The organism is Segniliparus rotundus DSM 44985, assembly GCF_000092825.1.
Lineage (GTDB): Bacteria > Actinomycetota > Actinomycetes > Mycobacteriales > Mycobacteriaceae > Segniliparus > Segniliparus rotundus.
On sequence record NC_014168.1, the window covers coordinates 2,699,803 to 2,712,226 of the forward strand.

General features: G+C 68.0%; 10 protein-coding genes. 5 read left to right on the top strand and 5 right to left on the bottom strand.

Annotated elements, in window-relative coordinates:
• Window positions 1–118: 118 nt before the first annotated feature.
• The 4 genes from SROT_RS13155 to SROT_RS13170 form a co-directional block, all read right to left on the bottom strand.
• The gene (locus SROT_RS13155) at window positions 119–1,006 is read right to left on the bottom strand and encodes an SGNH/GDSL hydrolase family protein (protein WP_013139511.1); all 888 of its coding nucleotides are present in this window, start codon (window positions 1,004–1,006) and stop codon (window positions 119–121) included.
• Window positions 1,007–1,065: 59 nt separating this feature from the next.
• Entirely contained in the window at window positions 1,066–2,754 is a 1,689-nt protein-coding gene (locus SROT_RS13160; protein WP_041407345.1) for a purine-cytosine permease family protein, read from the bottom strand.
• Window positions 2,755–2,893: 139 nt separating this feature from the next.
• The gene (locus SROT_RS13165) at window positions 2,894–4,366 is read right to left on the bottom strand and encodes a DHA2 family efflux MFS transporter permease subunit (protein ID WP_013139513.1); all 1,473 of its coding nucleotides are present in this window, start codon (window positions 4,364–4,366) and stop codon (window positions 2,894–2,896) included.
• 53 nt (window positions 4,367–4,419) lie between these two features.
• Window positions 4,420–5,373 (bottom strand): 2-hydroxyacid dehydrogenase, encoded by a 954-nt coding sequence (locus tag SROT_RS13170; RefSeq protein WP_013139514.1) that lies wholly within the window; start codon window positions 5,371–5,373, stop codon window positions 4,420–4,422.
• 30 nt (window positions 5,374–5,403) lie between these two features.
• Here SROT_RS13170 and SROT_RS13175 point away from each other — a divergent pair, with 30 nt between their 5' ends.
• Window positions 5,404–6,171, top strand: a complete 768-nt coding sequence (locus SROT_RS13175; protein ID WP_013139515.1) for a hypothetical protein — start codon at window positions 5,404–5,406, stop codon at window positions 6,169–6,171.
• Here the strand turns inward: SROT_RS13175 and SROT_RS13180 are convergent.
• Window positions 6,150–8,012, bottom strand: a complete 1,863-nt coding sequence (locus tag SROT_RS13180; protein ID WP_041408056.1) for an ABC transporter ATP-binding protein/permease — start codon at window positions 8,010–8,012, stop codon at window positions 6,150–6,152. The two genes, SROT_RS13175 and SROT_RS13180, sit on opposite strands and share 22 nt — an antisense overlap.
• Between SROT_RS13180 and SROT_RS13185 the strand changes: the two genes are divergently transcribed.
• From SROT_RS13185 to SROT_RS13200, 4 genes are all read left to right on the top strand, one after another.
• The gene (locus tag SROT_RS13185; protein ID WP_049773370.1) at window positions 8,011–8,322 is read left to right on the top strand and encodes a chorismate mutase; all 312 of its coding nucleotides are present in this window, start codon (window positions 8,011–8,013) and stop codon (window positions 8,320–8,322) included. The two genes, SROT_RS13180 and SROT_RS13185, sit on opposite strands and share 2 nt — an antisense overlap.
• A gap of 41 nt (window positions 8,323–8,363) precedes the next feature.
• Window positions 8,364–10,016, top strand: a complete 1,653-nt coding sequence (gene pgi, locus SROT_RS13190) for a glucose-6-phosphate isomerase (protein ID WP_013139518.1) — start codon at window positions 8,364–8,366, stop codon at window positions 10,014–10,016.
• Complete coding sequence (locus SROT_RS13195) at window positions 10,013–11,548, top strand: carboxylesterase/lipase family protein (RefSeq protein ID WP_013139519.1); 1,536 nt, start codon at window positions 10,013–10,015, stop codon at window positions 11,546–11,548. Before pgi ends, SROT_RS13195 begins: the two co-directional genes overlap by 4 nt.
• 112 nt (window positions 11,549–11,660) lie before the next feature.
• On the top strand, window positions 11,661–12,395 hold the full coding sequence (locus tag SROT_RS13200; protein ID WP_013139520.1) for a 3'(2'),5'-bisphosphate nucleotidase CysQ: 735 nt from the start codon (window positions 11,661–11,663) through the stop codon (window positions 12,393–12,395).
• Window positions 12,396–12,424: the final 29 nt, after the last annotated feature.

Sequence of the window (12,424 nt, forward strand, 5' to 3'; positions counted from 1 at the left end):
GCTCACTGCGGCAACGACGAGAAGGGGCCGGAACCCATATGGGTTCCGGCCCCTTCTCGTCGCACAGCCACGCGCCGCAGCGCGCCTCGGCGCTGTGTTCGATCAATGCCGGGTTCGGTCAATGCCCGCTTCGCACAGCGCTGAGCACGAGACGCCCGACGCCTTCTGAGCCCGCGGGCAGCGGGTGGTAGGGCAGCGCCTGGCCGGGCGCGGGAAGAATACCGGCGATCCATGCTTGCGAGCCCGCGCAGATGCCATTGCCCAGAGACTGGGAATACACGTCCACCAGCTGCGCGCCGCCCTGGGCCGCGGCGGCGGCGAGCTGCGCGTTCAGCCTGCGTTCGATCGAGTCGAGCCAGGTGGAGTCACCAGCGGTGACTGCGCCGAGCTCGCCGCACTTCACACCAGAGGTGAAAAGTCTGGGGTAATTGACCACAAGCACTCTCGCCTTCGGAGCGCGTTGGCGGACGGCCTGAATGATGTGCACAAGACCGGAGCGCACGACGTTCAAGTTGTCTTCCATGCCCTGCGCGGAGAGCACCGGGCGCTGCTCGCCGCCGTGGTCCGCGCAAGGGGTGCCGATGCCGAGCACGTCCGTGAGCCCCAACGTGTTGCAGACCAGCACCACGTCCAGGAAGAGGCCGCCGTTGTCCCCGCCAACGGTGACGGTGACCAAGTCGGTGTCGGGGGTGACCGCGTCGAGTTGCGTGCTCAGCACGTCTGTCGTGGTCGAAGCCGAGCAGGAGACGTCCACGTAGGAGTCGTCGTCACGGCTGAGCCCCAAGCCTTCCGCGACGACGGCGGGGTAGTTGTGCGCCGAGCGGTTGCACGGCCCAGTGTCCACAAAGGGGCCCTGGCCCGCCGCCGAAGCGTAGGAGTCGCCGAGAGCGACGTACTTGCGGGCGCTCGGCTCGGCGCCGGCCACGCTGGCGGACAAGGAGCAAGCGACCAGTGCCGCGCACGTCGCCACCGGCAGGGAAGATCGGATCTTGGACAACAAACGCACAGCACTGAGCCTAGTCACTCATCCTGGGAACACGCTGTCCGGCAACAGTGTGATTGCCGTCATCTTCCCATCGGCTTTTGCGCCGAGACTGGCGGATCGGCGGGAAGGATATGGGCGCCGGTCTTGTCGCACGAGAGGGCGAGCGAACTGATGTAGCGCACTTCCCCGTCCGGTCCGGGCACCGCCGACGCGATCATGTCCGGCCGCTCGAACTGCATGCCTGTGACATGGCAGTGCAGCAGTTCCGAGGAGGGGTTGCCGTGCTCGTCGAACATGGGCACAGCGATGCCGTCGTCTTGGCGGCGCAAATAATGCCGCCCGCCGGTGGCGAGCGCGAGCACCGGCGGGAGCACGAGCGCGAGGACGGCGGCGACCAGGGGCGAATACGGCTGGATCGCAGATCCCAGCGCGCCGAAGTAGGCGAGGATCGAGACGCCTGCGGCGATCATCATGGAGCCGAAGCCCACGGGGCAGAAGTCGTACAGCATCCCCCTGCGGAACTCGGGGACTTTGGGGGAAATCTTGAGCAGGTGCTTGTTGATCGCGATATCGGAAGCCACGGTCACGATCCAGGCGATGCCGCAGTTGGCGTAGAAGCTCAAGATGTTGTTCAGGAAGGCGAACATGTCCGCCTCCATGAGCGCCAAAGCGATGCCGACGTTGAGCACGACGAAGAGCAAGCGGCCAGGATAGTGCTTGGTGACCCTGGTGAACGAGTTCGTCCACGCCAGCGATCCCGAGTACGCGTTGGTCACATTGATCTTGATCTGGCTGATGACCACGAGCACGACCGCCAAAGCCATCGCCGCCCACGGCGGCATCATGTTTTGGTAAATCGCCAGGAACTGATGCACTGGCTGGTTCGCGACCCCAGGATCGACAGCGCCGCCGATCAGGTAGACCGCCAGAAAGAGGCCGACGACCTGTTTGACCGCGCCGAACACGACCCACCCTGGTCCGGCCAACAGCACCGCCGACCACCACGTGCGGCTGTTCTGCGGGGTCTTGGGCGGCATGAACCGCAAATAGTCGGCCTGTTCCGCGATCTGCGCGATGAGCGAGAGGCAGACGCCCGCGGCGAGCATGGACCCCGCGAAGCTCACGCCGCAATGGTCCTTGCCCGCGTACGCGAAAAACGCGGAAGCCGATTCCGGATGGCGCCAGAGCAGGTAGCCGAACGGGGCCACCATGAGCACCAGCCAGATCGGCGTCGTCCAGACCTGGAGCGCCGAGAGTGCTTTCATCCCGTACATCACCAGCGGGATGATGAGCGCCGACGAGAACAGGTAGCCGAGCCACAGCGGGATCGACAGGCCCAGTTTGAGCCCTTGCGCCATGATCGAGCCCTCGAGCGCGAAGAAGATGAACGTGAAGGTCGCGAAGATGATGTTGGTGACGACGCTGCCGTAATAGCCGAACCCGCTGCCCCGGGTCACCAGGTCCAGGTCGATGTTGTAGCGCGCGCAGTAGTAGGCGATCGGGAAGCCGGTCAGCATGATGACGACCGCGAAGATCCCGATGCCGATCAGCGCGTTGCCCGTGCCGTAGCTGATGCCGATGTTCGCGCCGATGGCGAAGTCGGCGAGATAGGCGATGCCGCCGAGCGCGGAGACCGAAACCGTCCACACCCCCCAGCGCCGGTAGCTGCGCGGGGCGAACCGCAGCGTGTAGTCCTCAAGCGTCTCATGCGCCTTTGACCTTGGGGCCGGCTCACAAGAGCCAGGGGCGGGCGGCCCTTCGGCGAGCACGGGCTCTTCTACAGGTGGTGCGGACACGGGGCGGCTCCTTCGCGGCTCTCTCCCCTCTCAGTGACCCATGGCCGTATTTCCGATATGTTTCCTCAGCGTTGTCGCCGAATGAAACTGCGCCGTCCGCGTTCTCATCCGATCACACAGCGGGCGCGTCCGCCGCGCCCGGATCGCCAGAAGACGTGGCCCGCGCGCTCGGATAACAGACCGCCCCGAGCGCGGCGAAGGCGAGCACCACGACGCAGAGCAGCATCGACTGGCTCATCGCCGAGGAGAACGCCGGGCGCAAAAACACCGGCAGCTCGCCCGCAAGATCTGATGGACGGGCGGTCCCCTGGCCCGGCAGCTTGTCCGCGACCAGCATCTGCATGAGCCCGCCGACAGAAGCTGCGCCCAGCACCGAGCCGACCATGCGGGTGGTGTTGTACACCCCCGCCCCGGCGCCTGCGGCGTGCGCGGGCAGGTTCCGCGTCGCGGCGGCGCCGAGCGGCGAGTACGTCGCCCCGACTCCCGCGCCGACCACGGCCATCGGAGCCACGAGTTGCCACTGGCTCGCGCCCGCTGTGGCGACGGCCGCGAACCAGCAGATGCCCGCGCCCAACAGAACAACGCCAGAGCCGATCACGGCCATCGGGCGGCATCGGTCCGCGAGCCTGCCCAAGGGCGGGGCGAGAAGACCAGAGACCAGCGCCATCGGCGTGGTCGCCAGAGCGGCGTGGACAGCCGAGAACCCCAGGACGAGCTGGAGGTACAACATGACAGGCAGCATGAACCCGCTCATGGTGAACGAGACTGCCGCCACCACTGCCGAGGACACCGTGAAATTCCGGTCGCGGAACAGCTCCAACGGCATCAGCGGGGCTTGCGGGCGCGCGCCCTCCCACATCACGAACCCGGCCAACAGGACGAGGCCGAGGAGGATCAGCGACCAGGGCCGCGCGTCCCAGTCCCAGCGCTCGCCTTCCTGCAAGCCGAGGACGAGGGAGAAAAGCCCGAGCCCCGACAGCACCACGCCGGCGGCGTCGAGCGGGCGGCGGTGGGGCGGCAGACGCGGCAGCAGCCGCGCCGCCAACACAAAGCCGACCAAGCCGACCGGGACGTTGATGAAGAAGATCCACTGCCAGCCGAGCCGGTCCACGATCACACCGCCCGCCAACGGGCCGACGAGCGTGGCGACGCCCGCCGTGGCCCCCCACGCCCCCATCGCCGAGCCGACCTTCGCGCTCGGGAAGACCCTCGTGATCAACGCCATGGTCTGCGGAGTCATGAGCGCGCTGCCAGCGCCCTGCGCCGCGCGCGCCGCGATGAGCTCGCCCACCGTGTGCGAGCACCCGCACCACGCGGAAGCCGCCGTGAAGACCACCAGTCCCACGAGATAGACCGGTCTGGGCCCGAACCGGTCGCCCAGCCTGCCGGAGACCAACAGGGGCACCGCCCCGGCGAGCAGGTACGCGCTGGTGACCCACACGACGGAGTTCAGGTCGGCGCGCAAGTCGATCATGATCGCTTTCTGTGCGACGGACACAATCGTGACGTCCACCAAAATCATGAAAAAGCCGACGCACAACGCGGCCAAAGCGAACCACGGGCTGCGGTCGCGGTCTTCGGGCATGCTCTCAGCATCGCATGGGGCGCGCGAGGCCCAGGCAACGGCCGACCGTCCCGTCAGATGATCCGATGCTCGAACGGCTCTCCTTCGCGCAGCCGCCGGCAATTCTCGACCGCCGCCTCGAGCATGCGCGAGTTGGTCTGCTCGGTCAACCATGTCAGATGGGGGGTGACCACGACATTGCTCAGCCCGAGCAGGGGGTTCTGCGGATCGACGGGCTCCTGCTCGAAGACGTCGAGGCCCGCTGCCGCGAGATGGCCGGACTCAAGAGCGGCGAGCAGGGCCTGCTCGTCGACGATCGAGCCCCGCGCGGTGTTGACCAGCACAGCGCCGGCGCGCATTTTGGCGAAGGCCTCCGCGCCGAAGAGCTTGCGGGTGGCAGCATTGCCTGGAACATGCAGCGAGACCACATCGGAAGCCGCGAGCAGATCGTCGAAACTGCGCCATTGCGGCGAGCCGTCCGGCTTCGTCGAGGTGTGCAGCACGCACGCGCCCATGGCGAGCAGCACCCGCTCGATCCGTTTGGCGATATCGCCGTAGCCGACCAACCCCACCGTGAGCCCCGCGACCTCGCGAGAGCGCTCCAAGTAGGAGATATCGCGCATCCACAGCCCGGCGCGAGTGCGCCGGTCCTGCTCGGGCAGGGCCCGGATCGCGGCGAGGATCAGCATCACCGCGCCCTCCGCGACCGCCGGGGCGTTCACTCCGGGCATGTTCGCCACGGCGACGCCGCGCGCCCGCGCGGCGTCGAGGTCGACTGTGTCGAAGCCGACGCCGAATTTCTGCACCAAGCGCAAGTTCGGCGCCTGGTCGAAATCGGCCGCTCCGAGCGGGCGCAGCCCATGCCAGATCACGTCGCACCGCGACAACGCCGCCGCGCGGCCTGCTTCCTCACTGCCCGGGAAAGCCACGTCGAGCCAAGGCCGCACGACGCTCGCTTCGGCCTGCAGCACCGACGAAGCGGCAAAATCTCCGAGCACCCTGATCGTCGCGCCTGCAGTTTCAGCCATAGCATTGCAGCGTAGACTCTGGCGGCAATCATGGTTGAACAAACGTCGCCCACCCCGTGGACGCGGCGCGCGTGGGTGTGGGCCGTCGCCCTGGCGCTCATCGCGGCCGCGGTCCTGGGCTGCCTTCGTTGGGCCAGCATGCGGCAAGCAGCTCCCACCCGGCCGCAGCTGCACGTCGGAAGCCTCTCGAAGCTTCCCGACGCGGACTATATGAAATTTCTGCCGGTGCGCGAGGACTTCCCGAAGGGGATGCAAAGCTTCCTGACGCTGAGCGCCGAGGAATTGCGCGAGCGCCCGGACCCGCCGTTGCCCACCAATCCCCCCGAATGCGACCCGACGGCTCCGTTGCGCAGCCCCGACCTGCTGGGCGAAGTGCGGACCAGCAGCATCGCGACAGGCAGGAGGAGCCAGCCCGGCTACACCGTCGGAGTGACTCGCGAGCCGAGGGACCAAAATTTCGTCGAATCGCTCGACTCCTGGCTGCAGTCCTGCCCGCAAGCCGCGCTGCCGTCCGCCGCCAATGACCGGGAGATCCGGAGCCGGAAGATGGCCTTGGCCAAACTGCCCGAGCCGAGCATCGGCGCGGACCGCTCGATCTCCTACTCGATCACGATCACCGACGAGGGGCCGGGCGGCGCGGACGACGTGCTCTATCCGACGCAGACACATGTCATGACGCTCGCCGTGGTGCGAGGGGTCGCCATGTACTGCCTGGCGCGCAACTCAGCGCCGCAAACCGACGCGCAAGAACGCGAGCAGATGCTTTCGAAATGGGTTCAGAGAATACGGTCGTACTGAACGGTTGGCAGGTCTGTGATCTGCCAGCGCCCCCGGCCGAGCAGCTCCAACACGCTCGTGTGCCCGAGGGCGGGGGCGGCGCGATGGCCGACGCTCACCAGCACCGCGCCGGGAAGCTCGGCGCGCAGCAGCTCGTACATCTTGCGTTCGAATTCCTCGTCCAACGCTGAAGTCGCCTCGTCCAGGAAGACCGCCCGCGGCCCGGCGAGCAGCGCCCGCGCGAGAGAAAGCCGTTGCTGCTCGCCCGGCGAGAGCACCGCCGACCAGTCCTGCGTTTCGTCCAGACATTTGCCGAGACAGGCGAGCCCGACTTTGTCCAACACTTCGCGCAGGCGGGAATCCGGCTCCGCGCTGTCCTGCGGATAACACAGCGCCCCGCGCACATCGCCGAGCGGCACATAGGGCACCTGCGGCAGGAACAACGACCCGCTCGGCCTCGCGCACACGCCCCGCGCGTGCGGCCACAGCCCGGCCAGGCTGCGCAACAACGTCGTCTTGCCGCACCCAGAGGGGCCTTTCACCAGCAGCGCGCCGCCGCGCCCGAGCCGCAGGTCCAGCTGCTCGACCAGCACCGCTCCATCGGCGCCGCGCACAGTCAGCCCCTCCACGGCAAGGCCCGCTTCGAGCTCCCTCGCGGCGGCCCTCGGCAAGGCCCGCGCCTGCTCGTTCGAGGCGAGCATTTCGTCCACCCGCAGCAGCGCGGCGCTGAGCTGCGTGAACTCTTTGTAGTTCCCCCGGAAATACTCCAGCGCGCCGCACAACGAGCCGAACGCCGTGTGGGTCTGGAAGAGCTCCCCGGTTCCCAACTGACCGGCGAACACCCTGGGAGCCTGCACGATGAACGTCAGCGTGCCGCTCGTCGAACTCCCCAAGGCGCTGTTCCATCCGGTCAGGCGCACCTCGGAGGCGATGATCCGCCGCTGGTTCGCGACGATCTCGGCGAACGCCCCGTCGAACCGGGCGCGCTCAGAACGCCCGCCCCGCAAGAACGCCACCTGCTCGGCCGCCTCCCGAAAGCGGACCAAAGCGTATCTGTAGCGGGCGTTGAGCCCCTCGCTCGCGAAGTTCAACCGCACCAGCGGAGAACCGATCCAGAACGCCGCAGCGGACACTGCCAGCGCGAACAGGTAGGCGATGACCACCATGGACGGCACCGCCACGCCGAACACCGAAACTTTCGGGGAAAGCTGCCAGAGGATTTTGGAGAACGAGACCGCCAAGAGCAACGCCTTGGCCGCTCCGACGGACAGCACCGTCGTTTTGGTGGTGATCGCCTCGACGTCCATCTGGATCCGCTGGTCGGGGTTGCGGACCGGATTTTCCAGGAACCTGTCCCGGTAGAACGCCGCACCGCCAAGCCAGTCCTCGAGCAGCCGATCGTTCAGCCACATCCGCCAACGCAACGCGAACGCGCGCTGCGCCCACACATCCACGACCGCCACCAAGACGATCAACACCGCCAGGACGGCGCTGATGGCGAACGAGAACCAAAACATGTGCTGCGCCTGGGCGAGTTTGCCCCCGTCGCGCAACGCCAGCGCTTCGGCTCCGCCCTGCACCGCGTTCAAAAGGTCGCGGAACTGGTAGGAGAACACGACCGAGACCCGTACCCCGGCCACCGTCTCGAACAACAACAACGCCATCAGGCCCCACGCCCGCGCACGGCATCCCCGGGCGGTGAAGAACCCGCCGCCCACCCGGGCCAGCCGCTTGCCCCACGCGGTGAACGCCACGACTGGAGTCAGGAAAAGAGCCAGAAGCACTGCGCAGAGCGCGGCGGCGGCCACGACCCACATCGTCGAGGCCAACGCCTCGTGCGACCAGTCCATCGATTGCGCCATGGGTCGAATATGGCACAATACGAACACCGTGACCAGTTCCTCTTCGCCCTCCCCCGCTCAAGAGATCGCCGCGCTGCGGGCCGAAATCGACGAGCTCGACGCGCAAATACTCGCAGCGATCCAACGCCGCACCGCGCTCTCGCGCCGCATCGGGCAGCTGCGCATGTCGCAAGGGCAGCCCCGCACCGTGCACTCCCGTGAAATCGAAGTGCTCTCCCGGTTCAACGATCTCGGCCCGGAAGAGGGCCAGCAGCTCGGCATGCTGCTGCTGCGCCTGGGCCGGGGCAAACCGGGAGTGCCCGTCCAGTAAGGCGGCGCACACCGCCGCAGGATCTCCAATAAGGTGGCCTCATGAGCATCACGCACAGCGCCGAATGGTCCCGCCTCGCCGAGCACGCGCAGCAGCTCGGGGAAACCCATCTTCGGGAGATTTTCGCCCAAGACCCGAACCGGGGCGAGGACCTTGTGGTGACCGTCGGCGACCTGCGCGTCGACTACAGCAAGCACCGCGCGACACGGGAAACCTTCGCGCTGCTCAACCGGCTCGCCGCCGCCGCGGGCGTCGAGCAGCGCCGCGACGCGATGTTCGCCGGGGACACCATCAACACCACCGAAGGCCGCGCCGTGCTGCACACGGCCCTGCGCGCGCCGAAAGGCGCTTCGGTCACCCTGGACGGCGCAAATGTGGTCGCCCAGGTCCATGACGTGCTGGACAAAATGGGGGCGTTCACCGACTCGCTGCGCAACGGGACCTGGCGCGGCGCGACCGGCGAGCGCATCACCACAGTGGTCAACATCGGCATCGGCGGCTCGGACCTCGGGCCAGCGATGGCAGATGTGGCGTTGCGCCACTACGCGGACGGCGGGATAGCCGCCCGGTTCGTCTCGAACATCGACCCCGCCGACCTCGTCGCGAACCTCGCCGACCTCGACCCCGCGACAACGCTGTTCATCGTCGCCTCCAAGACCTTCACCACCTTGGAGACGCTCACCAACGCGCGCGCCGCCCGCGCGTGGCTCCTGGAAAAGCTCGGGGCAGGCGAGGAGGCCGTGGCGAAACACTTCGTCGCCCTGTCCACGAACACCGAGGGCGTGAGCGAATTCGGCATCGACCCGAACAACATGTTCGAGTTCTGGGACTGGGTCGGCGGGCGCTACTCGGTCTGGTCCGCCATCGGCCTCTCGGTCATGGCGGTCATCGGCAAAGAGCGCTTCGCCGAATTCCTCGCGGGCGCGCGGGTGGTGGACGAGCACTTCCTGAACACCCCTGCGCAGCGGAACGCGCCGATCATCCTCGGCCTGCTCGGCGTCTGGTACTCGAACTTCCACGGCGCGCAGTCCCGCGCCGTCCTCCCCTACGCGCAAGACCTGCGGCGCTTCCCCGCGTATCTGCAGCAGCTCACGATGGAGTCCAACGGCAAATCCACGACGCTCTCGGGCCTTGCTGTCAGCGCAGACACCGGCGAGATCTTCTGGGGCGAGCCGGGGACGAACGGGCAGCACGCCTTCTACCAGTTGCTGCACCAAGGCACCCGGTTGATCCCCGCCGATTTCATCGCGTTCGCCCATCCCGCCGAAGACCTGCCCAGCGAGGAGAAAGCGGCCGACGGCAGCGCCGCGAGCATGCACGACCTGCTCATCTCGAATTTCTTGGCCCAGTCCAAAGTGCTCGCGTTCGGCAAGACGCTGGAGGAAATCCTCGCCGAAGGCGTCCCGGCTGCAATCGCCCCCCACAAAGTGATGCCCGGCAACCGGCCGAGCACGTCGATCTTCGCGCCGAAGCTCACCCCAGCCGTCCTCGGCCAACTGATCGCCCTCTACGAGCACCAGGTCTTCGTGGAAGGCGCCGTCTGGGGAGTCAACTCCTTCGACCAATGGGGCGTGGAACTGGGCAAGGCCCAAGCCAAAGCGCTCGTGGGGCCGCTGGTCGCGCAGAACCCGGAGCCGGTGGACGACTCTTCGACCCAAGCCCTCCTCGACTGGTACCGGGCGCAGCGCCGATGAGCGCCGCGGAGCCGATCCGGCGCACGGTCGCGCAGGGAGTCCTCCGGGGGTCGCGGGACGGCGGCCTCGTGCGCTTCCGCGGCGTGCCGTACGCGCAGCCCCCTGTGGACGAGTTGCGCTTTCGGGACCCACAGCCGCCGAAGCCGTGGCAAGGGGAGCGCGACGCGACCGCGTTCGGCCCGCGCTGCCCCCAGCCCTCGTTCGGAATCCTCTCCCCGCCGTCGAAAACCCCCGCCGACGAGGATTGCTTGTACCTCAACGTCACCGCGCGCGACGATGGCTCCGCGCGCAGGCCCGTGCTCGTGTTCTTCCACGGCGGGCTGAACCTCATCGGCGACTCGTTCTACCCGGAACGCGGCGGCGGGCACCTGCTGGACGGCTCGGACGCGGTGCTGGTGACGGTCGGGTTCCGGCTCGGCCCGTTCGGCTATGTGCATTTCGACGAGTTCAGCACGGGGAAACGGCCGTTCGACTCGAACCTGGGGACCAAGGACCAACTGGCGGCATTGCGCTGGGTCCAGGAGAACATCGGGTCGTTCGGCGGCGACCCCGGCAATGTGACCGTCTGGGGGCAGTCCTCCGGGGCCAACGCGGTCGCCACGCTCCTCGCCGTGCCTGAGGCGCGCGGCCTGTTCGCCAAAGCGATCCTGCACAGCCCGCCGGCAGGCGCTGTGCTGGACAAAGCGGACGGCGAATTGTACGCGCGGATGTTCCTCGAAGCGCTCGGGGCGCAGCCGGGCGAGGCGCAGCTCGCCCTGACCCGCGCGAGGCAGGAGGAGCTTGTGGGCGCTGTGGCCAAACTCGGCAAACTCGTCCCCGCGCGCAGGCCAGGCGCCCGGCACATCGCGCCCATGGTGGACGGGGCTTTCCTGCCCGAACGCGTCCTCGAAGCCTTCAGCGCAGGCCGGACGCATCCCGTTCCGGTGATCGTCGGCACGAACAAAGACGATGTGATCGTCCAGCTGAAATGGGGCGGCCTCGCCGCCGAGGCGACGGATCTGCGCACGGCCTTGGCCCGTTGCGACCCGACGCGGGCGGCGGGGGCCGACGAGCTCTACCCAGGACTGCCGAAGCGACGCTCGTCCGCCATCTCGCTGGGCGGGGATTTGCGCTATTGGATCCCCTCTGTCGCGCTCGCCGAAGGGCAGTCCCGTCTCGCCCCGACGTACATGTACCGCTACGAGTGGTCGAGCAGACTGACCCGCCTGCTGGGGTTCGGGGCAACGCACGGGATCGAGCTGCTCGCCTGCTTCGGGCCCGCCGAGGGGCCCGCGCCCGCCGTGCTGGCGCTCAGCGGACGCGAGGAGCGCGCCGAGCTGGCGCACGCCTCCGCGAACCTGCGGCGGCGCTGGCTCGCGTTCGCCCAAACAGGCACGCCCGGCGACGCATGGCCCGCGTATCGGGCTGAGGACCGGCAGACCCTGCTGCTCGGACCCCGCGAGACGGCCCAGTCCGACCCGCGCGCACAGCACCGGCGCTTCTGGTCGGGATTCGACATGGCCGGACTGAACCACGCGGCGAGCGCCCGGTGAGCGAACGCGGCAGCGCCCGCAGCCCGTTCTGCCCAGCCCACTCGGTTTTCTCCCGCTCTGCCAGCGATTGCACTACTATGCCGGAACAGAGGAACACGAGAGGACGCACCTGGTGACAAGCGATGCGGAGTTCGCGGCGCAGCTTGCCCGCGACACAGGCCAGATCCTCCTCGGAGTCCAACGCTCGGCCCTGCTCGAGGGGCACGACCTCGGCGACGCGGGCGATCTGCTCGCCCAAGAGTTCATCGCCCGTGTGCTGGGCGTGCGCAAGCCGTTGGACGCGGTCCTGTCCGAAGAGGCCAGGGACAGCGCCGCCCGGCTGAAAGCGCGCCGCGTGTGGATCATCGACCCCTTGGACGGGACCAGCGAGTTCCGCCGCCGAGGACAGGATTGGGCCGTGCACATCGCGTTGGTGGAGCACGGCGAGCCCACGGCGGCCGCCGTGTCGTTGCCGCCGCGCGGGAAAGTTTTCCAATCCGACACAGTGCCGAAGGCGACAGGTTTGCTCACGGGGCGGCTCATCGCGAGCCGGGGCCGCACGCCGTTCGAGGCGCTGCTCGTCGCGAAACGGTTGCACTTGCAACTCGTGCAGGCGAACTCGGCAGGCGTGAAGGCGATGGCCGTGGTCGAAGGCGAAGCCGACGCGTATGTCCACGCTGGCGGCCAGCACCAATGGGACTCCGCCGCCCCTGTGGGGGTGGCGCTCGCCGCCGGGCTCTGGTGTTCGCGCCTCTCCGGCGCGCCGTTGCGCTACAACGGGCCGGACACCTACCTGCCGGACCTGTTGATCTGCCGCATGGAGCTCAAAGACGAGATCCTCTCGGTGTTGCACGCGCAGCGCAACTGATCGTCTGCGCGGCGCGTTCGTACAGTGGT